We start from the raw sequence: 26,286 nt of genomic DNA, 5'->3' as shown, positions 1-26,286 counted from the left end.
CTGTAACCGGAGTAGAAAATGAATCCGACCACCCTTTGCCAACAAGCGTTGACCATGTGCATCAGCGGTTTTTTCCTCGCCGCCTGCGGCCCCAAGATGAGCGACTTTGAGCCCAACACCAGCTACTGGTTCAAGGAGAAACCGACAGAGGAGAGTGCCCCGCTGTCGCAAGACCTGAAGGTGGATATCGCCATCATAGGTGGCGGCTACAGCGGCCTCTCCAGCGCCTGGCATCTGGCCAAGGCCAATCCGTCGCTCAAGATCGCCATCTTCGAAGCCAAACAGGTGGGCAGCGGCGCCTCGGGCCGCAACGGCGGCATGGTGTTGCCGGGCTCCGAGGTGATGGACCTCTACGAAGAGGGGGAAGCGAGCAAGCGCCACTACGATCTCACCGTCGCCAGCATGCGCAAGCTGCAGGCGCTGGTCACCTCAACCGGCGTCGAGGCCGACCTCAAGCTCGATGGCTATGTGGAGGCGATCCTCGATGAGGAGGATATCCCCGAGTACCGCGACTATGTGAAAACCGCCAATCGCCTCGGCATCCCGCTCCAGTACTGGAACGCCGATACCACAGAGGAAAAACTCGGCACCGATCGCTACGTGGGGGCGGTATATGACCCCAATGGCGGTCAGGTACACGCCATGAAACTGGTCAATGCCCTGCGCAAGGCGGTGGAGCAGGCGGGCGTTACCATCTACGAACAGAGCCCGGTAATGGGGATCAAGGAGGGCAAGCAGATCGAGCTAAATGTGGCCGACAAGTACAAGGTGACCGCCGACAGCATAGTGCTGGCGACCAACGGCTATACCTCAAAACTTGGCTACTTCAGCGGCCGGGTCTTTCCGGTGCACGCCCAGAGCGCAGTCACCGAGCCGCTTACCAAAAAACAGCTGGCCGCCATCCAGTGGCAGAGTCGGGTGCCCTACTACGACACCCGCAACATCCTGTTCCATCTGGTATTGACCCCGGATAACCGCATCGTCATCGGTGGCGGCAATGCCGAGTACGTCTTCAACGACGGCCTCAACTACAAGGGCGACCTCAATCGGGTCAGCGAGATGATGATGAGCGAGCTGGTGACCCTCTATCCGGCCCTCAGGGGGATCAAGTTTGAGCAGGTGTGGGACGGGGTGCTCGGCATGACCGGCGACAGCACCGAAGCGGTGGGGGTAATGGGGGATCACAAGAACATCTACTACGCCCTCGGCTACAACGGCCACGGCATCAACCTCTCCTTCCTGTTTGGCGACATCGTGGCCAGCCTCTATCAAGGCAAGGATCACCCCTGGTTCAACCATGCGGAGCAGACCCTGCCAATGTGGCTGCCGCCAGAGCCGTTCAAGTCAATCGGCGTCAAATCTGCCCTGATGTACTACCAGTGGCAGGACAAGGGCTACAAGGAATAGCGCCGAGCAAGAACCCGACGAGTAACAGACGAAGGCACGCCTCAGGGCGTGCCTTTTTGCAATACCGCCACATCGGCGTGGGGGAAGCTAAGTTCGGCCTGCCAGCTGGCGGCCAACACCTGAAACGATGCCTCGGCAAAGAAGACGATGTGGGTCGGGTCGTGGCGATAGCGCCAGTTTTTAAACCGCTCGTCACCGAGCACCCGCTGGGTCTGCAACACCAGCAGGCCACCGGGCTTGAGGCAATCCCACAACTGCGCCAGCACCGTGCGCGGCTCGGCGATATGCTCGATCACCTCGGTACTGGTGATGAAGTCATACTGACGCGTCAGCAACTCTGGAAAATCGGCGTAGAACTTGTCATACCCCGCCATCTGGTAACCCGCCTCGCGTCCCATCGCCACCAGCGCAGGGCCGGGACCGCAGCCAAAATCGAGACCACTGGCAGGTAGCGGCACCCGCGCCAGCACTTCGCCAAAAGCCCGCATCAAAAAAGTGCGATAACGGGGATCATCTACCCGATTGTCGTGACCGTCATAGACCGCCTTCTCCGCCGCCTCATCCAGATGATCCGCCTGATCCAGCCAGACCAGCTCGCACGCGAGGCAGCGATGATAGCGTTTGCCCGCCACCGGCAGGGGATAACTGCGATGGCTGGCACACAGGGGGCAGCTGACGGTGGATGACATGGCGATTCCTCTTGGGGGATTCCTGTTGGATAACAGCGGCGCAGATTGCCTGCAGGCTGCCTCGCTGACAACTTTTTTTGCTCCTTAAGGGTTTCTTAAGTTTGCCCTTTTACTCTCAAACCATCGCAAGAGAAGGAGTCACCCATGACCATCGAGATCCAGGCCCCCTACCGATTGCAGCTAGCCAAGTCCCCGCAGCAGGTCATGGCGCTGCAAACCTATATCCAGGCCGCCTACACCCTCGAGTTCAACGCCCGCATCCCCCATTTTCTCCCCTGTCTGCTGGGGCTATATCGGGCGGATGGGACGCTGGTCGGTGCCTGTGGTCTCAATCATGCCAGTGAGGGGCCTCTCTATCTGGAACAGTATCTGGAGCAACCCATCGAGGCCGCCATCAACACCCGCCTAGGAGTCTATCCGGCACGCAACCGCATTATCGAAGTGGGCAATCTGGCCTGCAGCGAACCGGGCAATGCCCGCCTGATGTTCGCGGCCCTGTGTCGTCTGCTGTGTGAAAACGCCCTCGACTACGTGGTCTTTACCGGCACTGCCAAGCTGCGCAACAGCTTTGCCCGCCTGCAACTCAACCCGGTGGAGCTGGCCCCTGCACAGGCCCATCAGGTGGGAGCCGACGCCGACGCCTGGGGTGAGTACTACCGCTGCCAACCCAAGGTGATGGTGGGTGACATCAATCAGGGGCGCGAGGTGCTCGCCCAGCGCAGTCTGCTGCTCAATCTGCTAGCCCCCATGCCAACCCTGTTTGACGAGACCAGCGAGAGCAGTGATAACCAGACCCATCAAAAAAGGTGCGCCCAATGAGCCTGTTCGACGCCATCGCCAAACATGCCCACGAGGATCCGCAATCCCCAGCGCTGCTGAGCAGCCAGCAGCGTCTCGATTACCAGACCCTGTGGCAACAGATCCAGCGTCTGGCCAGCCAGCTGCAACAGCTCGACATCAGCCGTCTGGCGCTGCAACTGGACAACGGCCTGCCCTGGGCGCTGCTGGATCTCGCCTGCACCCGCGCCGGTATCGTGGTGATCCCGGTGCCCCACTTCTTCAGTCAGGCCCAGCAGGCCTGGTTGCTGGAGAGCAGCGGTGCCGATGCGCTGGTCGGCCCATATCATCAGGGGTGGCATGCCGCCGAGCCGCTCTCGCTGATCACCGGCGAGCTGCCGCTCTGGCGCCACGCACCAGCCAATCGACCGGCGCTGCCCAAGGGTACCGCCAAGATCACCTACACCTCCGGCACCACGGGCCAGCCCAAGGGCGTCTGCCTGTCACTGAGCCAAATGATGGCGGTGAGCCATGCGCTGGCCGAGCGGGTCGCACCAGCCAAGGTGGAAAAACACCTGACCCTGCTGCCGCTGGCGACCCTGCTTGAGAACCTCACCGGCCTCTATGTGCCGCTGCTGACCGGCGCCTGCAGCCGCATTCCATCTCTCGGGGAGCTCGGTTTCACCGGCTCCAGTTCGCTCAATCCAGCCACGCTGGGGGAAGCGCTGCTGCGCTGGTCGACCCATAGTCTGGTGCTGGTGCCCGAACTGCTGCGCCTGCTGCTGGCGCTCTGCACCAACACCCCGACGCTGGCCCAACAGCTCAAGAGCCTGCGCTTTATTGCCGTCGGTGGCGGCAAGGTGGCCCCCGACCTGATCAAACACGCCCGCCAGCTCGGCCTGCCGGTATATGAGGGGTATGGCCTCTCGGAGTGTGGCTCCGTGGTGGCACTCAACAGCACGGATGCTGACAAGCCAGGCAGCGTCGGCCGCCCCCTGCCCCACTGTCAGGTCACCATCGCCAGCGACGGCGAAATTATGGTGAGCGGCAGTGCCATGCTGGGCTATCTCGGCAGCAACGAACCGACTCCCGAACAGATTGCCACAGGCGATCTGGGTCATCTGGATGATGAGGGCTACCTCCATATCACCGGGCGCAAGAAGAATGTCCAGATCACCGCCTTTGGCCGCAACTTCTCCCCCGAGTGGGTGGAAGCCGAGGCCCAGCTCTGCCCCGCCATCGCCCGCATCGTGGTCTTTGGCGATGGTCAGCCTGCCAACGTGGCGCTGATCCAGCCCCTGCCGGGCAAAGAGGCGGATCTGCCCCGCCAGATCGCAGGCCTGAACCAGCGGCTGCCCGATTATGCCCGGCTGCACCACTGGTTGCCGGTGGCGCTGGATCAACATCCCGGGCTGCTGACCGCCAACGGGCGCCCCCGTCGCAACGAGATTTACCAACACTTTTCCCGGCAAATCAGCCAATGCCTTACAGGAGAATCGTCATGAGCTTCTACCAGACTCTGCAACAAGCCACTGCCAGTGAGCGTGAGCATCTGTTCAACGCCCCCATTATCGAAGCCTGTCGCCGTGGCGATATCAGCCGTGACACCTATCTCGCCTTTCTGGCGCAGGCCTACTACCACGTGCGCCACACAGTTCCACTCCTGATGGCAACCGGCGGCAAGCTGGGTCAGGAGTACGAGTGGGTGCGCGGCGCCATTGCCGAGTACATCGACGAGGAGTATGGCCATCAGGAGTGGATCCTCAACGATATCCGCGCCTGTGGCGGTGATGCCGAGGCGGTGCGCCACGGCCAGCCCGGGCTGCCCATCGAGCTGATGGTCGCTTTCCTCTACGACCAGATCCAGCGCGGCAACCCCATGGGCTTCTTCGGCATGGTACAGGTGCTGGAAGGCACCAGCGTCGCCATCGCCCTCACCGTCGCCGACCAGCTGAAAAAGGGTCTCGGCCTGCCACCCCAGGCGATGAGCTACCTGAGTTCCCACGGCGCCCTGGATCAGGAGCACCTCAAGTTCTTTGAATCCTTGATGGATAAGGTCGATAGCCCGGCAGATCAGGCGGCCATCATCCACGGGGCCAAGGTGGTCTACCGCCTCTATGGCGAGATGCTCTACAACCTCACCGCCACACCGTAAGTTGGCAGCGGATCAGCAGACAGCAAAAAGGGAACCCACACCATGAACCTTGAAGGGAAACTCGTGCTGCTCACCGGCGCCAGCGGTGGCATAGGTGAGGAGCTGGCGCAGGAGCTGGCCGCCCAAGGGGCACACCTGCTGCTGCACGGTCGTCGCGGGCCGGCACTGGAGCGGCTGTGCAAGTCACTGCCCCACCCCGAGCGCCATCAGGTGGTGCTCGCCGACCTCGGCTCTGCGCAGGAGCGGGCCAAGCTGTTGCAACACCCTGCGCTGGAGGACGGGATCGACATCCTGATCAACAACGCTGGCTGCAACCAGTTTGCCTGGCTGGAAGATCAGAGCTTCGAGCAGGTGGAGCGCCAGCTGCTGCTCAATATCGAGGCGCCCATCCAGCTCACCCGTGCCCTGCTGCCAACCATGCGCAAGCCGGGGATCATCATGAACATGGGCTCGAGCCTGGGCAGCATCGGCTACCCCGGTTACAGCGTCTACTGCGCCAGCAAATTTGCCCTGCGCGGCTTTAGCGAAGCGCTGGGACGGGAGCTGGAGGGGAGTGGTATCAAGGTGCTGCACTTTGCCCCCCGCGCCACCCGCACCAAGCTCAACTCCGAGGCCGCTTACGAGATGAATGCGGCGCTCGGCACTCAGACCGACAGCCCGCAGGAGGTGGCCGAAGAGGCGGTCATCGCCCTGTGCAACGAAACCCGCCGCAGCTGGCTCGGCTGGCCGGAAAAACTGTTCGTGCGGCTCAATGCCCTGCTGCCCGGCATCGTCGACAAGGCGCTGGCCAGACAGCTGCCGATCATCAAACGTTATGCCCGTCATCTTCAGCCAGGGACGACTGATGCCGGCGCCAACAGTGCGCCACAACCAGACTTGTCCCGCCCGATCCCGACCAAGAAGGAGCATTAATATGAACTTTTTCCGTCAATCAGTGACCTCTTGTGCCATCGCCATCCTGCTGGGATCCACCTCAGTCATGGCCGCGGATGATGCCCTCATCCCCATCCAGCAACAGTGGGCCGTCTGCCAGTATCAACAGAGCGGCAAGGCGAAAGAGAGCTGCCTCGAAACCCTGAGCACCCAGGCCGAAGCGGCCAGCGCCAAGGAGCCTTTTCGCGCCGACCTGCTGATCTGGTCTGCCATCGTCAAGAGCACCTGGGCGGGGGCCAAAGGGGGGCTGGGGGCACTGGGTCTGGTGAAAGAGGCCAAGGCCAAGCTGGAGCTGGCGCTCAAGCAGGATCCCAAGGCGCTGGATGGCTCTGCCTACACCAGTCTGGGCTCCCTCTACTATCAGGTGCCCGGCTGGCCGGTCGGCTTTGGCGATGACGAAAAGGCAGAACAGCTGCTCAAGCAGGCGCTGGCCATCAATCCGGATGGCATCGACCCCAACTTTTTCTACGGTGACTTCCTGCTGGATCAGGGTCGCAAGGCCGAGGCCAAAACCTACCTCGACAAGGCGCTGGCAGCCCCGGCCCGCCCGGGTCGCGAAGTGGCCGACGAAGGGCGCAGAATGGAGATCCGCGATCGGCTGGCCAAGCTATAAAACCCTGATGGATCAAAGAACTATTTAAACTCTGCCCACCAGCTTGCATACTGGTGGGCAGGGTTGTTTATGCCACGGCACGCCCTGGCGCTGAGCCAGATCGCCACACCCAACAAACAGGGAGAAAAGAATGCGGATCCTGCTGGTAGAAGATGATGTGATGCTGGGGGATGGTATGCAGGATGCACTGCGCCATAGCGGCTACACGGTGGACTGGCTGCAACAGGGGTTGCCCGCTCTGGCAGCCCTCAAGAGCGACGAGTTCGCCGCCCTGATCCTCGATCTCAACCTGCCCGACATCGATGGCCTCAGCCTGCTGCGCAAGTTGCGGCGTGAAGGCCACCAGTTGCCGGTGCTGATCCTCACCGCCCGCGATGCGCTGGACGATCGGGTGGTCGGCCTTGATGCCGGCTCCGACGACTACATGGTCAAGCCCTTCGCCCTGCAGGAGCTCAACGCCCGCCTGCGCGCTCTGGTTCGTCGCAGCAAGGGGCAGGCTCAGGCGGTACTGGAGTATGGCGACATCCTCATCTATCCCGAATCCCAGCAGGTCACCTATCAGGGGGAAGCGGTCAAACTCACCCCCCATGAATACAAGTTGCTGCAGGAGCTGATCAGCCAGAGCGGCCGGGTGCTGAGCAAGGATCAGCTGCAACAGAGCCTCTACGGCTGGGATGAAGGGGCCGAGAGCAACGCGGTAGAGGTGCATATCCACCATCTGCGCAAGAAGTTCTACAGCGACCTCATCCGCAATATTCGCGGGGTCGGCTACATCATTCCTCAGCTCGAACAGCCAAGCCGGACACCCGCACGATGAAACGTCCCCGCTCCATTCGCCGCTTTCTGCTCACCGGTATCCTGACGCTGGTGAGCCTGAGTCTTACCATCAGCGCCTTTATCGGCTACATGGAGGCGAGCCACGAAATGGAGGAGCTGTTTGATGCCCGCCTCGCCCAGTCGGCCCGCATCACCAATCAGCTGCTGGTCCGCTACATGGCCCAGCAGGGGCAACTGCCCGCCAACGGCACCGTCTATCAGGAGTGGGAGGCGCAGAACCCCGATGAGTGGCAAAAAGATCCCAGCCTCAACCTGACCGGCGAAGATCGGGAGATCACCCCCTACGGCCACGAGTTCGAACGCAATCTCTACTTCCAGCTGCTCGATGAAAAGGGCGGCTTGCTGCTGCGCGCCCCCAGCGCCCCGGATCAGCCGCTGGTCACCCTGGCCATCGGCTTCGACACGGTCGAAAAAGATAATCACCAGTGGCGCACCTTCACTCTCTACAACCAGCAGGAGCAGACCTGGCTGGTGGTGGCCGAGCGGGACGACGAGCGCAGCGAACTGGCCAGCAAGATGGCCACCCTCACCATGCTGCCGCTGCTGATCACCCTGCCCTTCCTGCTGGCCCTGCTCTGGTGGCTCATCACCCGCGGGCTGGCCCCCCTGCGTCAGCTGGCCCAGGCCATCAGTGAACGTCACCCCGCCAACCTGAGCCCGCTCAGCCTCAAGATAAGCGCTCAGGAGCTGACCCCCCTCACCAACGAGATCAACCGGCTGATGCAGGCGCTGGCGGAGACCATAGAGCGGGAGAAACAGTTTACCAACGAGGCGGCCCACGAGCTGCGCACCCCGCTGGCGGTGCTGCGGATCCACAGTGAAAATGCCCTGGCTGCCGAAGATGAAGTGAGCCGCCAGCAATCCCTGCACAAGATGCTGCAAGCCCTAGACCGCAGCGATCGGCTGATCCGCCAACTGCTGACCCAGGCTCGTATCGACAACCAACAGGGGCTGGTATTGACCGAGCTGGAGGTGGGCCACCTGCTGCAAGGCACCCTGGCGACCCTGGCCCCCATCGCGCTCAAGAAGGATCAGCAGCTGTCGCTGGAGTGTGAAGTGCCGCAGCTGGTGATGGGGCAGGCCACCCTGCTCGAACTGCTGTTTAGCAACCTGATCGACAATGCACTGCGCTACACCCAGCCGGAGGGCGAGATCAGGGTGCGGGTTCAGCGAGAGGGCAATCGGGTGAGGGTGGATGTGAGCGACAATGGCCCCGGCATTCCCGCCAGCGCCTTGCCCCGGTTGTATGAACGCTTCTTTCGGGTCAATCCCCAGCAGGGGGATGGCGTGGGTCTCGGCATGGCCATCGTCTCACGCATCGCCCAGTTGCACGGCGCCGACCTCGATGTCCACAACCGGCCGAAAGGGGGGCTGGAGGTGAGCGTGCTGCTCCCGCTGCCGCCGGCAAGATAAGCGATAAGTAAAGAGCCCGCGATGCGGGCTCTTTACTTTCAATGACAATCTGGCTGCACGGTAAAGGTTCGACTGGAGTCCACCGGGCCCAGCTCCGCCAGCAGACGTCGGCCCAGCAGCACCGGATAGATCATCTTGCTGCGATCCCGCAGGGTGAACCACTCCTCATACACCTTGTCCCCCAGACAGATGGACATGGTCACCGTTGGCCGCTGCTCCATGCCGCCCGCCCCACGCACCGTCACGCTGCGCTCGACCCGCCGTTCGAACTGCTGCTTGACCAGTTTGCCGCTGTCGGCATCGGTCACCACCAACGTGAAGCGCACCCAGGGCTTGCCATCCCGTTTGAATCTGGTGATAGAGCGTGCATCGAGGGAAGAGGTGAGCGCCCCGGTGTCGAGTTTCATCTTCACCGCCACGCCGGTGGGCAAAATAAGTCCCTTCTCGATCCAGCCATAGCTGGTCGGGGTCTCTGCCAGCGCACTGCCACACAGTGCCAGCATCAGGGTGATCCCCACCATCATCTTGCCCATTTTACTGCCCTGCCTTGTCAATCCTGCGCCCAGATCTACCACAGTCCCATTGTGGGTCAATCCGATTTATTTCAGCTACTTGGATAATATCTGGCGGGTCAGGAGAGAGACGACAAAGAGTGGCCGAACGGCGGCCCAAGCGGGCGGGAATATCGAAGGAGAGCAAGGCACCGAACGGTGCTGGATGAAACTGGTGGTTAACCTCAGGTTGTGACGCCAAAGGCTACCACAAGGATTTACAAATTATCAGTCTTGTTCTGAAGGGATTTTTGCCTACACTGTTGTAAACCGGAGGGCCTGAAAACCACCGGTTTTTTTGCGCCTGCCGAAAATTTGCCACTGCAAAAGTGACTTTCAACAAGGCTCAATAAGGAATTTGTAATGCGTATCGAAGAAGACTTGAAGCTCGGTTTCAAGGATGTCCTGTTCCGCCCCAAGCGCTCTACTCTCAAGAGCCGTTCCCAAGTAAGCCTGACCCGTCAGTTCACCTTCAAACACACTCAGACCCAATGGCAAGGCGTACCCGTTATCGCCGCCAACATGGATACCGTCGGCAGCTTCGCCATGGCGCGCACGCTGGCCGGTTTCGAGATGATGACCGCGGTACACAAGCACTACAGCCTTGAGCAGTGGCAAGCTTTCGTCAACGAGACAGACCCGGCGCTGCTGGGCCATGTGATGGTCTCCACCGGCACCTCGGCTGAAGATTTCGCCAAGACCCGCCAGATCCTCGCCATGTCCGAAGCGCTGCGTTTCATCTGTGTCGACGTGGCCAACGGCTACTCCGAACACTTCGTCGAGTTCGTGCGCAAAATTCGTGAAGCCTGCCCCAACCACGTCATTCTGGCGGGCAACGTGGTGACCGGCGAGATGGTCGAAGAGCTGATCCTCTCCGGCGCCGACATCGTCAAGGTCGGCATCGGCCCGGGCTCGGTCTGCACCACTCGCGTCAAGACCGGTGTCGGTTATCCGCAGCTCTCCGCCATCATCGAGTGTGCCGATGCGGCCCACGGCCTCGGCGGCCAGATCGTCGGTGACGGCGGCTGCACCTGCCCGGGCGACGTCGCCAAAGCATTCGGCGGCGGTGCCGACTTCGTGATGCTGGGCGGCATGCTGGCAGCCCACGAGGAGTGCGGTGGCGAGATCGTCGATGTAGACGGCGAACCCTTCATGAAGTTCTACGGCATGAGCTCCTCCAGCGCCATGGACAAGCACGCCGGCGGCGTCGCCGAGTACCGTGCCTCCGAGGGTAAAACCGTACTGCTGCCCTACCGCGGCCCGGTCGAAAACGCGGTGCGCGACATTCTGGGCGGCGTGCGCTCCACCTGTACCTACGTGGGTGCCAGCCAGCTGAAAGAGCTGACCAAACGCACCACCTTTATTCGGGTTCGCGAGCAAGAGAACAACGTCTACGGCAAGGAGTAACCTGCCACAGACCGCCGTCACACGCTGACGGTTAGAAGCCAGTCAACCGGTGTGCTACCCTGCGCACCGGTTTTTTTGCATCTGGAACCCCGAGCAATGACAACTCCCCTACCCCCGTTTGACTGGGACATCTTCTGCTGCGTCGTCGACAACTTTGGTGACATCGGCGTCACCTGGCGACTCGCCCGCCAGCTAAAACGGGAGGGGAATATTGCGGCACCTAGTAATGAGGTTCAGGTGCGGCTCTGGGTGGACGATCTGGCAAGCTTTGCCCGCATCTGTCCGGGGCTCGACCCGGCGCAGGATGGCCAGTGGGTCGATGGCATCTATATCCAGCACTGGCATGAGACCCTGCCGAGCGACATGACCCCGGCCAAGGTGGTGATCGAGGCCTTTGCCTGTGAACTGCCCGCCCCCTTCATAGAGTTGATGGCGAGCCAACCCAGCCCCCCATGCTGGCTCAATCTGGAATACCTCTCGGCAGAGAGCTGGGTAGAGGATTGCCACGGCCTCGCCTCGCCCCAGCGAGTTGGCAATAAAAGCCTCAATAAATACTTCTTCTTCCCGGGCTTTACCGCTAAAACCGGCGGCCTTTTGTGCGAGCACGACCTGATCGCCGAACGGGAGCAGTGGCAACAAGATGAAGCGGGACTGGCAGACTACTGGGCCAGCCTCGGTTTGCCACCAAAAAAAGATAACGAGCTGCGGGTCAGCCTCTTTACCTACGAGAGCAGTGCGCTGAAGAGTCTGGTCGAGAGCTGGTGCCAGAGCGCCACCCCCGTCACCCTGCTGCTGCCGCTGGGGCGCTCCCTCAACGATGTGCTCACCGGTGCCGGTCTGACTGATGCCATCCCTGCAGCCAAAGCGGGGGATCTGCTCCACTCGGGCAACCTCACCATCAAGCTGCTGCCGATGACAGATCAGGCTGGCTACGATCGACTGCTGTGGAGCTGCGATCTCAATCTGGTGCGTGGGGAGGACTCCTTCGTGCGGGCCCAGTGGGCGGCTCGTCCTTTCCTCTGGCATATCTACCAACAGGAGGAGGAGGCTCATCTGGTCAAGCTGGAGCAGTTCCTTGACCACTATCTTGCCGATCTGCCCGCCGAATGTGCTCAATGGCTGCGCCGCTTTAATCTGGCTCTCAATCGTGGCGAAGATTGCCGCGAACTTTGGGGCCAATGGCCACGATATAGCGCCATTTGGCAGCAACATGGGCGAAGCTGGTCACAGAAGTTGCTCCGGGATGGGGATCTCGTCACACGGTTGGTGAAATTTTTAGAAAGCCGTATATAATCTGGCAGTTTTTATCCGTCCGTTTCACGAACAGGAATTTTTTACATGAAAACCGCACAGGAAATCCGCGCTGGTAACGTAGTCATGATCGGCACCGAGCCGATGGTGGTCCAGAAGGCTGAATTCAACAAATCCGGCCGTAACTCCGCCGTGGTCAAAATGAAGCTGAAGGGCCTGCTGAACGGCAGCGCTACCGAGACCGTCTTCAAGGCCGACGACAAGCTGGACGTTGTTCAGCTGGAACGTAAAGAGTGCACCTACTCCTACTTCTCCGACCCCCTGTATGTCTTTATGGACACCGAGTACAACCAGTACGACGTAGAGAAAGACAACCTGGGTGACGTGCTGAACTACCTGGTAGACGGCATGGAAGATCTGTGTGAAGTGACTTTCTACAACGAGAAAGCCATCTCCGTAGAACTGCCGACCACCATCGTGCGTGAAGTTGAGTACACCGAGCCGGCTGCCCGTGGCGACACCTCCGGTAAAGTAACCAAGCCTGCCCGTCTGAAAGGCACTACCTACGAGCTGGCTGTTGCCGCTTTCGTAGAGATCGGTGACAAGATCGAAATCGATACCCGCACCGGCGAATTCAAGCGTCGCGTCAACTAATTGACCGCTTTGAATTGATTACAAAAAAGCGAGCCACCGGCTCGCTTTTTTATTGCCTCCGAGTTGCCATCACACCGCCCGCCTTCAGAAAATCCCGCCGCCGCCGCTAACCCAGATAACCGGGGGAGCACACTATGGCCAGATTATCCTTATCACTGCTGTTATTGACCTTGCTGGCTGGCCATGGGGCAGAGGCGAGCGAGGTCGCCCCCCCCGTTGCCGAACCTATGCCCCTCGACCACTGGCAAGCCAGCGACTGGAAAGGGTTGCCCGATGCTACCCAGATCGACAAGCAGACGGTGCTGTTCGCCAAACACGACAGTGAAAACTATCTGGGGCTCGCCATTTTACTGCCCGACTGGCAGCGCAGCGGCCAACTCTGGCAACTGACTCGCGCCCTCAGCCGACTGGGCTTTGATACCCTGCTGCTGCTGCCCTCCCCCCAGCAGACCGAACTGGACCCAGCCGCCGAGAAAAAAGCGAAAAACAGCGATGAGTTTCGCAAGCAGTTTGCCGAGCGGATCAGCAAGCTGGCGGATGCCAAGCTGCAGGAGGGGGGCTTCAAGCTGATCCTGGCGCAAGGTACCGGCGCCGCCTGGACTGCCAATCTCATCGCCAGCGAACAGTTGCCCGCCCCCGACGCGCTGGTGCTGCTCGATGGCTTCTTCCCCAATCAGCAGAGCAACCAGACCCTGGCCAAACAGGTGGCTCAGGCGGCCATCCCCACCCTGGACCTCTATCAGGAGGATGGCGGTCGCTGGCCACTGCTGGCCGCCGAGGCCCGCAAAAGCGAGAGCCGGCGCAGCAACAAGCTCAACTATCGCCCCTACGCCCTGATGGAGCTGGAGGAGACCCCCACCCGCATTCAGGGCTGGCTCAACCATCTGGGCTGGCTCTAAACCGGCCGCTAGCGTGGCGCAATAAAGCGCGCAAGATCACATCTGCCGGATAAAGCCCAGCCATTACACAGCGGCGAGCTGGCAATGACTGTATCCTGTTTGGCATCATGATCCCTCGACACCGGAAAAATGGCAGGAAGGACCATGCAGCAAATCGTATTTCTCGACAGCGATACCCTGGATGCGGGCATCACCCTGCGTCATCCCGACTTCCCCCACCACTGGCAGAGTTATCCCAGCACGGCCCCGGAACAGGTAGTCGAGCGGCTGAAAGATGCCAGTATTGCCATCATCAACAAAGTACGGATCGGCGCCGCCGAGCTGGCCCAGCTACCGGAGCTCAAACTCATAGCGCTCGCCGCCACCGGCAGCGACAACGTGGATCTGGAGGCGTGCCACGCCGCCAACGTCGGGGTGTGCAATATCCGCAACTATTCGGGCCCCTCGGTGCCGGAGCACGCCATGGCGCTGATGCTGGCACTGTCGCGCAACCTCTTCTGCTGGCGCCAGTCGCTGCTGGAGGGGCGCTGGCAACAGAGCGGCCAGTTCTGCTTCTTCGACCACAACATCATGGATCTGCACGGCAAACAGCTTGGCATCATCGGCAAAGGGACGCTCGGACAGGCGCTCGGCGAGCGGGCCAAAGGGATGGGGATGACAGTGCGTTACGCCCAGAGCCAGGTCGGCGCCAGTCACGACGAGGATCGCTTGCCCCTCGACGAGTTGCTGCAAAGTTCGGATGTGATCAGCCTGCACTGCCCGCTCACCCCCTACACCCGCAACCTGATTGGCGAGCGGGAGCTGGATCTGATGAAACCGGGCGCCCTGCTGATCAACGTCGGCCGTGGCGGGCTGGTGGATGAGGAGGCGCTGCTGCAAGCGCTGGCCAACGGCCGCCTCGGTGGCGCCGGTTTCGATGTGGCGAGCGTCGAACCCCCGCCCCCCGACCATCACTTGATGAAAGCGCTGCAATACCCCCACTTCATTCTGACCCCCCATGTGGCCTGGGCCAGCGAAGAGTCGATGCAGCGTCTCGCCGATCAGCTGATCGACAACATCAACGCCTTTGCTGCCGGTCGCCGCCAGCACCGGCTGGTGTAACCGCACGAGCGAGTCACCGTAAAATCGAGTGACCACACCATGCAAAACGGGACCAACAGCCCCCGTTTTGCATCTTTCGCACTCACTGCGCGCACATCAATCGTCGTCATGCCATCTGTGCTTCTTATGCTTTTTGTACTTCTTGTGGTGCTTGTGATGGTGATGATCATCGTCATCATCATAATAGCGATCCTGGCTCTTGTGGCCATCGCCCGTCTTGGCACCGATGGCCGAACCGCTCGCCCCGCCGACCCCGGCGCCGATCAGCTGGCCAGTATCACCACCGACACTCTTGCCGATGGCGGCACCGCCCAGCGCCCCCACCGCGCCGCCAAGGGCCGCTTCATTCTTGTTGCCCTTGTTGGCCGTCGCAGCCCCACCGGCAGCACCGCCCAACGCAGCCCCCACCAGCGCACCGGTATCGCCCCCCAGCTCCTTGCCGATCATGGTGCCCGCCACCCCGCCCGCCCCGCCACCAAGAATGGTGTTGAGAGTTTCCGAACCGTGGGCCGCAGTGCTGCCCAGCAATAACGCCCCCAACAGAGCCAGAGCACCGATGCCACGCGTACTCATATCCATGGATACTCCTGTCAAACCTGATTAATAATCAGCAGCACTATACAAAGAGCTATCAGGTTCGCCAGCCAGCAGAAAACAGGGATGCGACAGTCGATGGCAGTACAGTCACAGCCAACACAGGAAGAGTAGAGTCAACCTATTGAATTAAAACGTGAAAATGAACATTGAACCAGACAGTCACGACAAAGTGACCGATAACCTGGCAGCCGCGTCCTGTCGAATAGTCAGCGCGCTGGGACAAAAGCTGTCAGTCAAGGCCCCCTGCCACCCCTTCAGCCAGGTGCCAGCAGTTCCGGCCAGCCTCCTTGCTGCGGTAGAGGGCTGCATCAGCCCGCTCGAAGATAGGGCCGGCGGCAGGAGAATGGCAGGCGCCGCCGGCACTCAGGGTGATCGGCCCATGGTGTTCACGCCACTGTTGCTGACGCACCAGTTCAAGCAGACAACCGAGTTTCTCCGCCAACTCATCCTGTGGCTGTTGCAGCAGAGCGGCAAATTCATCCCCGCCTATCCGGTAAACCGTACTCACCCCCAGCACATCAGCAAGACAGTTGGCCACCCGACACAGCACCTGATCGCCGAAGGCATGGCCCTGGCTGTCGTTGATCCCCTTGAAGTGATCGACATCAAACAGCAGCAGCCAGAAGCACGCCCCCCTCTGCTCCAGTGCCGCCTTGTGCTGCTCGAAGGCTCGTCGGTTCATGATACCGGTCAGGGGATCCCGCAACAGCGCATCCTGCCCCTTGAGAAAACTGGCCCTGACCTGATCGATCTCGTTCAGGCTACGCCTCACGAACCAGGTCTTGGGCTCACTGACAGGCGCTGAACGCTCCAGATCGCGCACGATGCCGGTCAATGAGCCCGACACCAGCTCCTGCTCCTGGCGGAAGATCCGCACCAGCAGACTCAGGCTGCAACACCAGATGGCAAACAGAGAGAGCAGTGGAAAAACCACCATCTGCAACGCATCGTAGAGGCTGTCACGAAACAGTACTGGCGGCAGATAGATGTTGAGATCCCAACCAATATCCGCCAGCTCGCGCTTGATATACGTCCCATGCCACAGCACATCCAGGCCGAGCCACTGCTGATTCTGATGCTGCTTGATGGTGTTGGCCGCCAGCAGATCCATATTGCTGCCCACTACCAGCTGATCAGTGTCACGCAAGGTCAGATAGAGTGCCGCCTGATTACTACCGACCGTGCGCTGCAGCGCCTGCTGCAGCGAGTCGAATGACATGTCAACCATCAGCAGACCCAGCAACTGCCCCTGCTCATCCCTCACCCGTTTGATCAGGCTGAGAATCAGCTCCTGAGTATTGTATTCAGGGTAGGGGCCAAACCAGACGGGCCCGTCGCCCGGCATGGCGGTCACCTGATACCAGGGGCGCAGCGCTGCCTTATAACCTGGGGGCGCGAGCCACTCCGGGTAACTGTCGATGCGATCCGCTTTCAGGTTGTAAAAGTAGATATAGTGGTTGCCGGGCTTGATCTGATGGGCAATAGCCCAGATGGGAGAGTCGGCCGGCTCGCCGCGGGCTATCTTCTCCTTGTCTAGGGAGCCCTCCAGCACTGCCAGTTGCCGCTCATTGACCTTCACCATCTCGTGGATCAAGGACGCCTCAACGGAGGAAGCCATGTGACCGAAGCCGGATACCGTCATGTCGATATCCCGCAGATAGCTGGCAATGGCCATGATGATAGTCACGATCAGGATCAACAAGCCAAGCAGTGCGGAGAGGGGGGCCAGCACATAGTAACGCTTGTTGAGATACGAGCGGCTCACATGACATCCGAACAGGGGAAAACATAGCGGGATTGTGCGAGAGAAAGGAGAGTGAATCATTGATTAATATCACTTCAACGCCCCTTTAATGACATTTCCAATACTAACAAAACATCAAGGTTCGCAAACGAATATCAACTGACAGGAAAAACGCTAGTTACCCCGGGTTAACCCCGCTCTGCATTGCGGGTGTTATAGTCTATACCTGACGCGGCCGGCGCTGGACAAACCGTCCATCACCGGCTGCAACGCCAAGCAGAACAAGGAGATGTTATGAGCAGTCCGTTTATCGAACAGATCAAAGCACGTCGTACCATCTATGCCCTGGGCAGCCAGGTGTCCCATACACCGGAACAACTGACGGCCCTGATCCAGGATGCCATCAGGCACAGCCCCTCCTCCTTCAATTCCCAGAGCTCCCGCGCCGTCATCCTGTTTGGCGCCCAGCACCATAAGCTGTGGGATATCGTCAAAGCCGAGCTGAAAAAGATCGTGCCGCCGGAGGCCTACGCCCAGAGTGAGGCCAAGGTGGATGGCAGCTTCCGCGCAGGTTTCGGCACTGTGCTGTTCTTCGAAGACACCGACGTCATCAAGGATCTGCAGCAAAAGTTTGCCCTCTATGCAGACAACTTCCCCATCTGGTCGGAACATGCCACCGGCATCGCCCAGTTTGCGGTCTGGACCACCCTGGCCCAGGAGAAGATCGGCGCCTCCCTGCAACACTACAACCCCCTCATCGACGAGGCGGTACGCAAGGAGTGGAACCTGCCAGCCAGCTGGCTGCTGCGTGCCCAGATGCCCTTTGGCAGCATCCAGCAACCGGCCGGCGACAAGACCTTCATCGACGATGCCACCCGTTTCCGCGTTTTCAAATAACGGCCAGATAGCAAAACGCCCCCGCATCTCGGGGGCGTTTTTATTGCGACATCAAGAGTTCGGATAGCGATGGTTCATACCGCAATCTGCGGTCGTCACGCACTCGCACCACAGCTCAGGCGGGCAGCGTCACCAGCAGGGATGTCTCTCCAGGTTCCACCTTCACCTCGTGCCAGCCTCAGCCGTGCTGACTACTTAGCTGTTCGATAATGGTGGCGCGCAGCAGGGCTCGCCCTTCGTCGATGCGAGTTGATCGGGAGAGTCCTTTCGCCCACATCAGCGCCAGGGTTCGACTCAGCACTGGCTCGTGCAGCGCCACGACTTTCAGCTGGGGATCGCGCAGGTTCGCGGCATAGAGTCCGGGCAGGATAGCAACTGCCAACCCTGAGCGCACCAAGCCGTAAAGCGTCTCGACATAATCTGTGGTGTATCTGGGCTTGAGCCCGGGCAACTGGCTCTGGGCCAGTCCGTTGACCTGCCGGCTGACGTTGCCTCTGGCAAAAAGGGCGATGTCGCGGCGGGTCAGCTCATGCCAGCTGATGGCCTCTTCCCCTGCCAGCGGATCCTGCTGGTTGATCACCGCCACCAGCGCATCGTCCAGCAGCGGCGTCACCTCCAGCGAGTCGGGCAACTCGCCATCCAGCACGCCAATTCCCGCATCCAGAGCCCCCTCGGCCAGCGCCTGCAACAGACCGTCGTTGGTGTGATCCTGAAACTCGACCCGCAAGCCCGGAAATTGCTGCTGCAGACGGGCGGCCGCCAGCGGAAACATCAGGGTGCAGGCCGACGGGATCAGACCGATGCGCAGGGTGCCATCGCCCCCTTCGACCATCACCTGCTGCATATCGGAAAAAGCGGCGTGGGCTACATTGAGCAGCCCCTTGGCGTGGGGCAGGATCGCCTCCCCCTGTTCGGTCAGGGTAACCGCCTGCGCGGTACGGTGAAACAGTTTACCGCCAAGCACAGATTCAATCTGGCGCAGGGCACTGCTCAGGGCGGGCTGGCTGATGGCCATCTGATTGGCCGTTTCGGTGAAGTGGCGCAGCTGGGCCAGCGTGACAAAATACTGGATCTGCTTGAGAGAGAGCGCAGGCAGACGGCGCCAGGGTTCGGACATGAAATCGACAACCGGAGAAAAACGTTTACAGCAGCATAACCCTTTCTTATCCAGTTATAAATTCTTTGCGCTATGCACGGACCAATCCCCTCCCTAAAGTGGGCCCATTATTCCCCTTGTCAGGCCATCTCCTTCATGTGTGAACAAGATGCATCCCTCAACTTGCGCCGCCGCGCCGTGCAGGCTGCCCTCGGCGAAGCCCCCTTCGATCTGCTGCTGACCAACGCCAACCTGATCGACATGGTGACCGGCGAGATCCGCCCCGTCGACGTGGGGCTGGTCGGCCCGCTGATTGCCAGCGTCCATCCGGTCGGCTCCTTCCAGCAGGCACGCGAGACCCACGATCTGGCCGGCGCCTATCTCTCGCCCGGTCTTATCGACAGCCATGTCCATGTGGAGAGCTCCCACCTGACGCCGGAGCGCTACGCCGATGTGGTGGTCGCGCAGGGCACCACCACCATCTTCTGGGATCCCCACGAGCTGGCCAATGTGCTCGGGCTGGCGGGGGTACGCTATGCCATCGACGCCAGCCGCAATCTGCCGCTGCGGGTCATCTGCGCCGCCCCCTCCAGCGTTCCCTCGACGCCGGGTCTCGAGATGTCGGGCGCCGACTTCCACGGCCCCGAGATGGCCACCATGCTGGAGTGGCCTGAGGTGGCGGGGATCGCCGAGGTGATGGACATGCAGGGGGTGCTGGGCGGCAGCGAGCGGATGACCGGCATTCTGCATGCCGGTTTGCAGCGCAATGCCCTGATTGAGGGACACGCCCGGGGCCTCACTGGTCACCGGCTGCAAGCCTATCTGGCTGCCGGGGTCAGCTCGGATCACGAACTCACCTCGGCAGCCGATGCGCTGGAGAAGCTGCGGGCCGGGCTCACCCTCCAGCTGCGCGGCTCCCACCCCTACCTGCTGCCGGAGATCGTCGCTGCGCTGAAACAGCTGCCCCACCTCTCCTCCCAAGTCACCCTCTGTACCGACGATGTGCCGCCCGACATGCTGCTGGAGAAGGGAGGCATGATTGCGCTGGTCAAGCTGCTGGCAGAGCTGGGGCTGGCGGTGCCCGACGTGCTGCGAATGGCCACCCTCAATGCCGCCATCCGGTTGCAGCGCAACGATCTGGGGCTGGTTGCCGCCGGCCGCTGCGCCGACCTGGTGGTGTTCGACAACCTCACTGATCTCAACCCGCTCTGGGTCTACAGCAGCGGCCAGCGGGTCGCCCGCCATGGCGCCATTCTCAAACCCTCCGAGCCTGTCGCTGGTTGTCAGGCGCCGCGCGATACCATGCAGATCCCCCTGCGCACGCAGGAGGAGTTCATCATCCGGGTACCCGGGCTGACTGCGGGTCGGGCCCGCTTCAAGACCATCAAGGGGGCTCGCTTCACCCAGTGGAGTGAAACCGAGGTTGAGGTTCGGGATGGTCAGGTCATCGTGCCTGCGGGATTTAGCCTCATCTCGGTGCAACACCGCCATGGCCGCCATCAGGCGGGCACCCGGCTGGCGCTGCTGGAGGGGTGGGGCGAGCTGCAAGGGGCCATCGCCACCAGCTACTCCCACGACTCCCACAATCTGGTGGTGCTGGGGCGCGACCCGCAAGAGATGATGCTGGCCGCCAACACTCTGATCACCAGCGGGGGCGGCATGGCGGTCGTCCAACAGGGTGAGGTGCTGGCCCACGTTGCCATGCCCATCGCCGGCATGCTCTCCGACCTGCCGGCCAGCGAGCTGGCCGCCAGCTTCCACGCTCTGCGCGAAGTGAGCGGCAAGGTGGTGGAGTGGGAGCCCCCCTACCGTGTCTTCAAGGCCATCGAGGGAACCTGCCTTGCCTGCAATGCGGGGCCCCATCTGACCGATCTCGGTCTCACCGATGGCCTGACCCGCGAGATTGTCGACCCCTTTATCTGCTGCTGGCCCCACGATGCCAGCCAAGCCGATTAACCTCGAGGAGAACAGCGTGAACCCTGTCGCCATTATTCTGGATACCGACCCCGGCATCGACGATGCCGTTGCCATCGCCGCCGCCCTGTTTCACCCCGGGATCGAGCTGGCGCTCATCACCACGGTCGCCGGCAACGTCGATGTCAGCAAGACCACCCGCAACGCCCTGCGCCTGCTGCACTTTTTCGGCCAAGAGGTGCCGGTGGCACAGGGGGCCAGCCAGCCCCTCGTGCGCCCCCTCGACAATGCCAGCCATATCCACGGCCACTCCGGCCTCGATGGTTACGAGTTTGCCGAGCCCGGGCAACAGCCGATACCGGAGCATGCCGTCGAAGCCATGAAGGCCACCCTGCTCGCCAGCGAACAATCCATGACGCTGGTGCCCATCGGGCCGCTGACCAATATCGCCCTGCTGCTCACCCTGCACCCCGAGTGTCGGGAGAAGATCGCGCGGATCGTGTTGATGGGCGGCTCGGCCGGTCGGGGCAACCACACCCCCAATGCCGAGTTCAATATCTACGTGGATCCGGAGGCGGCTCACATCGTCTTCAGCAGCGGTCTGCCCATCGTGATGTGCGGACTCGATGTCACCAGCCGGGCCACCCTGACCGGCGAGATGATTGCGGCGCTGCCCGCCCTCAACCGCACCGGCGCCATGCTCCACGCCCTGTTCGGCCACTATCGCGGCGGCAGTATGCAGACCGGGCTCAAGATGCACGATCTCTGCGCCATTGCCTATCTGGTGCGCCCCGATCTCTTTATCACCCGGGCCTGCCATGTGGCCATCGAGACCCGGGGTGAGCACACCCTCGGCACCACCTCGATGGATATGAACAACCGGCTCAAACGCCCGCCCAACGCCGAGGTGTGTCTCGATATCGACGTGCCCGGATTCAGGGCCTGGTGCATGGAGACCCTTGCCCGCGCCATCTGATCCCGAACCGCCAGCCCGCTGGCCCATTCACATCAAGAAGAGAGTGTTGGAAACATGCTGGAAATAATTGTCAGCACCCTGATCCTGGTCATCTGCGGCTATCTCATCGCCAAAAACTACGATGCCAAGATAGTGCTGTTTGGCGCCGGGCTGCTGCTGATGTTTGCCGCCGTCGGACTGGGCCACCCCCTGCTGCCTGCGGCGCAGAGCAGCGGCCTCAGCTGGCTTGATCCCTTCGTCCAGATCAAGCAGATCTTCATCAGCCAGATGGGCAATGTCGGCCTCACCATCATGGTGCTGTTCGGCTTCTCCAGCTACATGAGCCACATCGGCGCCAACGACGTCACCGTGATGCTGCTGACCCGCCCCTTGAGTCGCATCCGCTCCCCCTACCTGCTGGTGCCGGTGATTTTCCTCTTGGGCAATCTGCTCTCGCTGGTGGTGCCAAGCGCTGCCAGTCTGGCAGTGTTGCTGATGGCGACCCTCTATCCGGTACTGAAGGCATCGAACATGTCCTCCCTCACCGCGGGGGCCGTCATTGCCACCACTGCCACCATCATGCCCAGCCCGCTGGGGGCCGATAACGTGCTGGCCGCCCAGAAGCTGGGCATCCCGCTGGTGGAGTACATCGTCTCCTACCACGCCCCCATCTCGCTGCCGACACTGGCGTTGATGGCAGTGGTGCACTACTTCTGGCAGAAGGCGATGGACAAGCGGCAGCAGTCGCGCAGCGGACTGGAGGAAAAAGAGGAATCGCTCGCCGTGCCCACCGGCTTGCCACCCGCCTACTACGGCCTCTTCCCTGTACTGCCGCTGGTGCTGGTACTGCTGTTCGGCATCTGCTTCACCCATATCTCCCTCGGGCTGGTGGAGATCACCTTCGTCTGCCTGCTGCTCACCATAGGGGTAGAACTCTTGCGCAAAGGCAATATCAAGGAGACCAGCAAGGAGTTCGCCATCTTCTTCACCGGCATGGGGACGGGTCTGGCTCAGGTGGTCTCGCTCATAGTAGCGGCCAGCATGCTGGTGGAGGGACTGAAAGCCATCGGCATCATCGATACCCTGGTCGATAGCGTGAAACACATCGACGGCGTCGGCTCCATCTTGATGTTCTTCTTCTCCGGTACGGCGGCGCTGATCGGCTTTATCAGCGGCAGTGGGCTGGCAGTCTTCTACTCCTTTATCAACATCATTCCCGAGATCACTGAGAAGGTCGGCGTCAACAGTGTCGCGGTGGCCCTGCCGATGCAGCTCACTGCCAACCTGATCCGATCCATGTCGCCGGTCGCCGCGGTGATCATCGTCATCGCCTCGATCACCGGCAGCAATCCCATCGAGATCATCAAGCGCACCTCGGTGCCCATCATCTCGGGCATCATCTGCTGCATGACCCTCTCCTACCTGCTGTTCAGCTAAACCAGCTCCATCTGCAGGCGATCAATCCGGTCGCCTGCAGACGGTTTTTTACCTCCGGTTGAAAGTGAACCCACTGCATGTAAACGCCCGGAAGATAATCGGTGGGGATCGTCTATAACTTTTGCGACCAAGAGCCACATACGCCTGAGTAACTGGCCGCCAGCCATCAGGCTCAGCCCCCTAATTCAACTCCCAGAGCTCTCGTGCCGTCATTCTTGGTTGGCGCCCTGCATCGACAGCATCACCAGCAAGGACTCGCCTTTCCCTGACACCACTCTCACCTCGCGCCAGTCGCGGATCACCGCCACCACCGCAGGGTTGAGCGGTGCATCGCCCCCCACCTGTACCACGGCGCAGCCTGCACGCAGGGCGCTCTCAATACCGGCTGGGGCATCCTCAAATACCAGACAGCGAGCGGGTGGCACGCCAAGCCGTACAGCGCCCAGCAGATAGGGCTCGGGATCGGGTTTGCCATTGACCACCGCTTCAGCTCCCACCAACACGTTAGGCAGCGGCAAACCGGCACAATTCAGGCGATGGCGGGCAACCCGCTCACCAGCGGAGGTCACGATGGCCCAATGCTGTGGCGGCAGGTGGCGCAGCAACTCGCCAGCTCCTGCGATGGCGTCGCCGCCGGTATGCAGCATCTCCAACTCATCAAGCCGCGCGACCTATCGCTCCACATCCAGTTGCGGAGCCAGCGACCGGATCACCTCGCGCGAACGCATACCGTGACACATCGCCAACACCGGCTCGGGATCGAGCAGATGTTCACGACACCAGAGCTGCCATACCTGCTCCACATCGCCGGTCGAGCAGACCAGGGTGCCATCCATATCGAGCAGCAGGGCGGATACCGACAGGGAGATCGTGTTCATGCCAGCACTCATACAGACACTCATACAGGCACCCCGGCCAGCTCGGGCAGAGAGCCAGAGAGCGCATCGGCAAAGGCCTGCTGCTGGGCGGCACGCTCATAACAGGCGAGCGCCTGCTCGGTACTGCCAGCCCACACCTGCAGCGGGCCGACCACAAACCCCTGTTGCAACAGGCTGGCGAGCAGCTCCCCAGTCTCCGGGGCCGCCAACGGCTGAGCCAGCACCAGCTTGCCCTTGATCAAAAACAGATAACGTTGGGTAGACATGATATGGCTCCTTGTTCCGGTTCAGAGGAGGGCGATTCCCCCCTTGCCGAGCCATTAGAACAAGGCGATTAGATAATTTATAATCAATAAATCGCCACTTTGGATAACCAATTGGAATGAAATTCGACTTGAGGCAACTGCAGGCGTTTGTGACGCTGGCCGAGACCGCCAACTACCGGGAAGCGGCCAATCGCCTCTTCATTACCCAACCGGCCCTCACCAAGCAGATCCAGGGGCTGGAGCAGACGCTGGGCTGCACCCTGTTCAAGCGGGGCCGCCATGGTGCCGAGCTGACGGCGCTCGGCGCCCAGCTGCTCACTCAGGCAAGCGCACTGGTCAAACACGGCAGGGAGTTTGAACGTCACGCGCTGGCAGTGGCGAGTGGCGTGGCCGGTCGGCTCAAGATTGGGTTTGGCCTGTCGAGTTTCGCGCTGGCCCCTGCGCTGGTGGCCCGCTTCAAACAGCAGGTCACGGACGTGATGGTCCATCTGCAGGATATGCCCTCCGCGATCCAGCAGGAGCAGCTGCTCTCCGGCCAGTTGCAACTTGGTTTTATGCGTCGGCCAGAGACTCCGCTGTTGCAGGAGCATCGGCTGCTGACCGACCGGCTGGTACTGGCGGTGCCAACCCGGATGACCCAGCCAGATCCGTCATCGTTTGACGTCCAGCAGGCACTGACCAGTCAACCCCTGTTGCAGATGGTGGGCTACCGTTGTCCCGGCCTAACCCGGCAGATCGCCGGGTTTCTCGGCGCCAACCGGCTGACCGGCATGGTTCAAGAGGCAGAGGATATTCAGACTCTGGTGGCATTGGTTGCGGCAGGCATAGGTAATGCCATCCTGCCGCACAGCGTCAGCTTTATCGCGGGCCCGGACGTCACCCTCTATCCCCTCTTTGGCCCCTGTTCCGAGTGGGAGATAAGTCTGGTGTGGAACCCCGCCTTTGCCGACCCGATCCGCGATCGCTTCGTGCAGCTGGTCCTCGATCCCCATCCCGCACCGCACCCAGCCACAATCGATCGCTGACCCAGCCAAAAACTCCCGCAGACGGAACCAGGAGAAGATAGCGCTCAGCAATCGAGATGAATTAATCGGGCCTTTGTGAATCAAAGCATTTCAATTAACACACCACTGATCTTCACAGGGGATGCCATCTCCTTCCCCATCCATCTTGGTACCAGGGCAGTTTTGTAAAAACCAGGTTGCCTCCTCGCAGGAGGTCATCTGGGAGCAATGCTGCCGACCATCACACTGGCGAGTAAAGGTCGCTGCCTGTGGCGTACTGAAGGTGGGACTAACCTCCTCTTGAGTAACTGGCGATGCGGGCGGCAAATAGGCAAAGAAGCGGGAATAGATGGAAAAGAGGCCGACGAGCAGCAACAGGGGGAGCAATTTACCACTCCAGCTGCTCTTGCGACGTCGATAGGGGTTACTCCGCTCTCTGGTAAAAGTGGGTCTTGGCGGCTGACTTGCCGCCCGAAATGCAGGCGCCGCCGATGATGCGGCTGATCTTGCTGCTGATGGTGTGACCGACGGCACAACACCCGCCAACGTGAGCGGGCGATCGGGGAAAAAGACCTGCAACGCCCTTGGCTTGCCATCCTGACCACTGCCGATCAGATAGGTGACATGCTCCCCCGGCTCGGGCACCCGGCCATCTGATTGCAGCGCCGTAACATGCACAAACAGCCCTGCACCGCGTGATCCATTGATTGTCTGCTCGGCGCCATTTTGCTCCGGCGTAATAAATCCAAAGCCGCGCGCCTCGTTCCAGCTCGCGATCCGTCCCTGATAACGCATCTGTCCATCCTTGTTG

The 26,286-nt window shown here is 61.1% G+C and carries 25 protein-coding genes and 1 pseudogene; 18 read left to right on the top strand and 8 right to left on the bottom strand.

Annotated features, from left to right (window positions below; all coding sequences use genetic code 11):
- The first annotated feature begins 18 nt into the window (after positions 1-18).
- Entirely contained in the window at positions 19-1,407 is a 1,389-nt protein-coding gene (locus G5306_RS09495) for an NAD(P)/FAD-dependent oxidoreductase (RefSeq protein ID WP_421312782.1), read from the top strand.
- A gap of 41 nt (positions 1,408-1,448) precedes the next feature.
- Here the strand turns inward: G5306_RS09495 and G5306_RS09490 are convergent, their stop codons facing one another.
- Positions 1,449-2,096 (bottom strand): class I SAM-dependent methyltransferase, encoded by a 648-nt coding sequence (locus G5306_RS09490; protein ID WP_421312781.1) that lies wholly within the window; start codon positions 2,094-2,096, stop codon positions 1,449-1,451.
- A gap of 144 nt (positions 2,097-2,240) precedes the next feature.
- On the opposite strand from G5306_RS09490, the gene G5306_RS09485 reads away from it, so the two are divergent.
- The 7 genes from G5306_RS09485 (at position 2,241) to G5306_RS09455 (ending at position 8,824) form a co-directional block, all read left to right on the top strand.
- Positions 2,241-2,915: a thermostable hemolysin gene (locus tag G5306_RS09485; protein WP_421312780.1), complete on the top strand. Its 675-nt coding sequence runs from the start codon at positions 2,241-2,243 to the stop codon at positions 2,913-2,915.
- Positions 2,912-4,378, top strand: coding sequence for an AMP-dependent synthetase/ligase (locus G5306_RS09480; protein ID WP_421312779.1), 1,467 nt, complete (start codon positions 2,912-2,914; stop codon positions 4,376-4,378). The genes G5306_RS09485 and G5306_RS09480 overlap by 4 nt, the downstream gene beginning before the upstream one ends.
- A complete protein-coding gene (locus G5306_RS09475) occupies positions 4,375-5,028 on the top strand; it encodes a TenA family transcriptional regulator (RefSeq protein WP_421312778.1) in 654 nt (217 codons plus the stop codon). Before G5306_RS09480 ends, G5306_RS09475 begins: the two co-directional genes overlap by 4 nt.
- A gap of 42 nt (positions 5,029-5,070) precedes the next feature.
- Positions 5,071-5,940, top strand: coding sequence for an SDR family oxidoreductase (locus G5306_RS09470; RefSeq protein ID WP_270817691.1), 870 nt, complete (start codon positions 5,071-5,073; stop codon positions 5,938-5,940).
- A 1-nt stretch (position 5,941) separates the two neighbouring features.
- Positions 5,942-6,574: a tetratricopeptide repeat protein gene (locus G5306_RS09465; RefSeq protein ID WP_127005911.1), complete on the top strand. Its 633-nt coding sequence runs from the start codon at positions 5,942-5,944 to the stop codon at positions 6,572-6,574.
- 130 nt (positions 6,575-6,704) lie between these two features.
- Positions 6,705-7,391 carry a response regulator gene (locus G5306_RS09460; RefSeq protein WP_005335091.1) on the top strand — a complete coding sequence of 229 codons (687 nt, stop codon included), beginning with the start codon at positions 6,705-6,707 and terminating at the stop codon, positions 7,389-7,391.
- Positions 7,388-8,824: an ATP-binding protein gene (locus G5306_RS09455; RefSeq protein ID WP_421235960.1), complete on the top strand. Its 1,437-nt coding sequence runs from the start codon at positions 7,388-7,390 to the stop codon at positions 8,822-8,824. The genes G5306_RS09460 and G5306_RS09455 overlap by 4 nt, the downstream gene beginning before the upstream one ends.
- Positions 8,825-8,862: 38 nt before the next feature.
- On the opposite strand, the gene G5306_RS09450 is transcribed toward G5306_RS09455, so the two are convergent.
- A complete protein-coding gene (locus G5306_RS09450; RefSeq protein ID WP_421276397.1) occupies positions 8,863-9,357 on the bottom strand; it encodes an ATP-dependent zinc protease in 495 nt (164 codons plus the stop codon).
- A gap of 381 nt (positions 9,358-9,738) precedes the next feature.
- On the opposite strand from G5306_RS09450, the gene G5306_RS09445 reads away from it, so the two are divergent.
- From G5306_RS09445 to G5306_RS09425, 5 genes are all read left to right on the top strand, one after another.
- Positions 9,739-10,782 (top strand): GMP reductase, encoded by a 1,044-nt coding sequence (locus G5306_RS09445; RefSeq protein ID WP_005348017.1) that lies wholly within the window; start codon positions 9,739-9,741, stop codon positions 10,780-10,782.
- 96 nt (positions 10,783-10,878) lie between these two features.
- Positions 10,879-12,075, top strand: a complete 1,197-nt coding sequence (earP, locus tag G5306_RS09440) for an elongation factor P maturation arginine rhamnosyltransferase EarP (protein ID WP_421312777.1) — start codon at positions 10,879-10,881, stop codon at positions 12,073-12,075.
- A gap of 45 nt (positions 12,076-12,120) precedes the next feature.
- A complete protein-coding gene (gene efp, locus G5306_RS09435) occupies positions 12,121-12,687 on the top strand; it encodes an elongation factor P (RefSeq protein WP_005335100.1) in 567 nt (188 codons plus the stop codon).
- 134 nt (positions 12,688-12,821) lie between these two features.
- Positions 12,822-13,586 (top strand): DUF3530 family protein, encoded by a 765-nt coding sequence (locus G5306_RS09430; RefSeq protein WP_164536241.1) that lies wholly within the window; start codon positions 12,822-12,824, stop codon positions 13,584-13,586.
- A 144-nt stretch (positions 13,587-13,730) separates the two neighbouring features.
- A complete protein-coding gene (locus tag G5306_RS09425) occupies positions 13,731-14,687 on the top strand; it encodes a D-2-hydroxyacid dehydrogenase (protein WP_421312776.1) in 957 nt (318 codons plus the stop codon).
- Positions 14,688-14,783: 96 nt separating this feature from the next.
- Here the strand turns inward: G5306_RS09425 and G5306_RS09420 are convergent, their stop codons facing one another.
- Together G5306_RS09420 and G5306_RS09415 are read right to left on the bottom strand one after the other, a co-directional pair.
- Complete coding sequence (locus G5306_RS09420) at positions 14,784-15,266, bottom strand: YMGG-like glycine zipper-containing protein (protein ID WP_421208799.1); 483 nt, start codon at positions 15,264-15,266, stop codon at positions 14,784-14,786.
- Positions 15,267-15,513: 247 nt separating this feature from the next.
- A complete protein-coding gene (locus G5306_RS09415; protein WP_421312775.1) occupies positions 15,514-17,049 on the bottom strand; it encodes a diguanylate cyclase domain-containing protein in 1,536 nt (511 codons plus the stop codon).
- A gap of 273 nt (positions 17,050-17,322) precedes the next feature.
- Here G5306_RS09415 and G5306_RS09410 point away from each other — a divergent pair, with 273 nt between their 5' ends.
- Positions 17,323-17,925, top strand: coding sequence for a nitroreductase family protein (locus G5306_RS09410; RefSeq protein ID WP_216953036.1), 603 nt, complete (start codon positions 17,323-17,325; stop codon positions 17,923-17,925).
- Positions 17,926-18,103: 178 nt separating this feature from the next.
- Here the strand turns inward: G5306_RS09410 and G5306_RS09405 are convergent, their stop codons facing one another.
- A complete protein-coding gene (locus G5306_RS09405) occupies positions 18,104-19,042 on the bottom strand; it encodes a LysR family transcriptional regulator (RefSeq protein ID WP_216953035.1) in 939 nt (312 codons plus the stop codon).
- A gap of 135 nt (positions 19,043-19,177) precedes the next feature.
- Between G5306_RS09405 and G5306_RS09400 the strand changes: the two genes are divergently transcribed.
- Genes G5306_RS09400 through dcuC form a run of 3 tightly spaced genes read left to right on the top strand, consistent with a single transcriptional unit; the run spans position 19,178 to position 23,327 of the window.
- Positions 19,178-20,977 carry an adenine deaminase gene (locus tag G5306_RS09400; RefSeq protein ID WP_421312774.1) on the top strand — a complete coding sequence of 600 codons (1,800 nt, stop codon included), beginning with the start codon at positions 19,178-19,180 and terminating at the stop codon, positions 20,975-20,977.
- Between the two features lie 16 nt (positions 20,978-20,993).
- Positions 20,994-21,911, top strand: coding sequence for a ribonucleoside hydrolase RihC (rihC, locus tag G5306_RS09395; RefSeq protein WP_421312773.1), 918 nt, complete (start codon positions 20,994-20,996; stop codon positions 21,909-21,911).
- A gap of 54 nt (positions 21,912-21,965) precedes the next feature.
- Positions 21,966-23,327, top strand: coding sequence for a C4-dicarboxylate transporter DcuC (gene dcuC / locus G5306_RS09390; protein WP_227342077.1), 1,362 nt, complete (start codon positions 21,966-21,968; stop codon positions 23,325-23,327).
- Positions 23,328-23,536: 209 nt separating this feature from the next.
- On the opposite strand, the pseudogene G5306_RS09385 reads toward dcuC, so the two are convergent.
- Positions 23,537-24,205 (bottom strand): annotated as a pseudogene (locus tag G5306_RS09385) (HAD-IA family hydrolase).
- A gap of 20 nt (positions 24,206-24,225) precedes the next feature.
- A complete protein-coding gene (locus G5306_RS09380; protein ID WP_088868650.1) occupies positions 24,226-24,471 on the bottom strand; it encodes a hypothetical protein in 246 nt (81 codons plus the stop codon).
- A 116-nt stretch (positions 24,472-24,587) separates the two neighbouring features.
- Between G5306_RS09380 and G5306_RS09375 the strand changes: the two genes are divergently transcribed.
- Positions 24,588-25,496: a LysR family transcriptional regulator gene (locus G5306_RS09375; protein WP_216953030.1), complete on the top strand. Its 909-nt coding sequence runs from the start codon at positions 24,588-24,590 to the stop codon at positions 25,494-25,496.
- A gap of 90 nt (positions 25,497-25,586) precedes the next feature.
- Here the strand turns inward: G5306_RS09375 and G5306_RS09370 are convergent, their stop codons facing one another.
- Complete coding sequence (locus G5306_RS09370) at positions 25,587-26,270, bottom strand: excalibur calcium-binding domain-containing protein (RefSeq protein WP_421312814.1); 684 nt, start codon at positions 26,268-26,270, stop codon at positions 25,587-25,589.
- Positions 26,271-26,286 lie beyond the last annotated feature (16 nt).

Source organism: Aeromonas sp. 603404, from assembly GCF_049171775.1.
In the GTDB taxonomy this organism is placed as follows: domain Bacteria; phylum Pseudomonadota; class Gammaproteobacteria; order Enterobacterales; family Aeromonadaceae; genus Aeromonas; species Aeromonas veronii_A.
The sequence above is the reverse complement of the archived record's forward strand: the minus strand, read 5'-3'. Positions and strand labels throughout refer to the sequence as shown.

What these genes read in the sequence shown, in the direction of transcription:
- G5306_RS09475 (WP_421312778.1), top strand. Translation starts at nt 4,375, where the DNA reads ATGAGCTTCTACCAGACTCTGCAACAAGCCACTGCCAGTGAGCGTGAG.
- efp (WP_005335100.1), top strand. Translation starts at nt 12,121, where the DNA reads ATGAAAACCGCACAGGAAATCCGCGCTGGTAACGTAGTCATGATCGGC.
- G5306_RS09400 (WP_421312774.1), top strand. Translation starts at nt 19,178, where the DNA reads ATGTGTGAACAAGATGCATCCCTCAACTTGCGCCGCCGCGCCGTGCAG.
- G5306_RS09460 (WP_005335091.1), top strand. Translation starts at nt 6,705, where the DNA reads ATGCGGATCCTGCTGGTAGAAGATGATGTGATGCTGGGGGATGGTATG.
- G5306_RS09420 (WP_421208799.1), bottom strand. Translation starts at nt 15,266, where the DNA reads ATGGATATGAGTACGCGTGGCATCGGTGCTCTGGCTCTGTTGGGGGCG.
- G5306_RS09445 (WP_005348017.1), top strand. Translation starts at nt 9,739, where the DNA reads ATGCGTATCGAAGAAGACTTGAAGCTCGGTTTCAAGGATGTCCTGTTC.
- G5306_RS09465 (WP_127005911.1), top strand. Translation starts at nt 5,942, where the DNA reads ATGAACTTTTTCCGTCAATCAGTGACCTCTTGTGCCATCGCCATCCTG.
- G5306_RS09495 (WP_421312782.1), top strand. Translation starts at nt 19, where the DNA reads ATGAATCCGACCACCCTTTGCCAACAAGCGTTGACCATGTGCATCAGC.
- earP (WP_421312777.1), top strand. Translation starts at nt 10,879, where the DNA reads ATGACAACTCCCCTACCCCCGTTTGACTGGGACATCTTCTGCTGCGTC.
- G5306_RS09405 (WP_216953035.1), bottom strand. Translation starts at nt 19,042, where the DNA reads ATGTCCGAACCCTGGCGCCGTCTGCCTGCGCTCTCTCTCAAGCAGATC.
- G5306_RS09410 (WP_216953036.1), top strand. Translation starts at nt 17,323, where the DNA reads ATGAGCAGTCCGTTTATCGAACAGATCAAAGCACGTCGTACCATCTAT.
- G5306_RS09380 (WP_088868650.1), bottom strand. Translation starts at nt 24,471, where the DNA reads ATGTCTACCCAACGTTATCTGTTTTTGATCAAGGGCAAGCTGGTGCTG.
- dcuC (WP_227342077.1), top strand. Translation starts at nt 21,966, where the DNA reads ATGCTGGAAATAATTGTCAGCACCCTGATCCTGGTCATCTGCGGCTAT.
- G5306_RS09455 (WP_421235960.1), top strand. Translation starts at nt 7,388, where the DNA reads ATGAAACGTCCCCGCTCCATTCGCCGCTTTCTGCTCACCGGTATCCTG.
- G5306_RS09430 (WP_164536241.1), top strand. Translation starts at nt 12,822, where the DNA reads ATGGCCAGATTATCCTTATCACTGCTGTTATTGACCTTGCTGGCTGGC.
- G5306_RS09450 (WP_421276397.1), bottom strand. Translation starts at nt 9,357, where the DNA reads ATGGGCAAGATGATGGTGGGGATCACCCTGATGCTGGCACTGTGTGGC.
- G5306_RS09425 (WP_421312776.1), top strand. Translation starts at nt 13,731, where the DNA reads ATGCAGCAAATCGTATTTCTCGACAGCGATACCCTGGATGCGGGCATC.
- G5306_RS09485 (WP_421312780.1), top strand. Translation starts at nt 2,241, where the DNA reads ATGACCATCGAGATCCAGGCCCCCTACCGATTGCAGCTAGCCAAGTCC.
- G5306_RS09480 (WP_421312779.1), top strand. Translation starts at nt 2,912, where the DNA reads ATGAGCCTGTTCGACGCCATCGCCAAACATGCCCACGAGGATCCGCAA.
- G5306_RS09375 (WP_216953030.1), top strand. Translation starts at nt 24,588, where the DNA reads ATGAAATTCGACTTGAGGCAACTGCAGGCGTTTGTGACGCTGGCCGAG.
- G5306_RS09370 (WP_421312814.1), bottom strand. Translation starts at nt 26,270, where the DNA reads ATGCGTTATCAGGGACGGATCGCGAGCTGGAACGAGGCGCGCGGCTTT.
- G5306_RS09470 (WP_270817691.1), top strand. Translation starts at nt 5,071, where the DNA reads ATGAACCTTGAAGGGAAACTCGTGCTGCTCACCGGCGCCAGCGGTGGC.
- G5306_RS09490 (WP_421312781.1), bottom strand. Translation starts at nt 2,096, where the DNA reads ATGTCATCCACCGTCAGCTGCCCCCTGTGTGCCAGCCATCGCAGTTAT.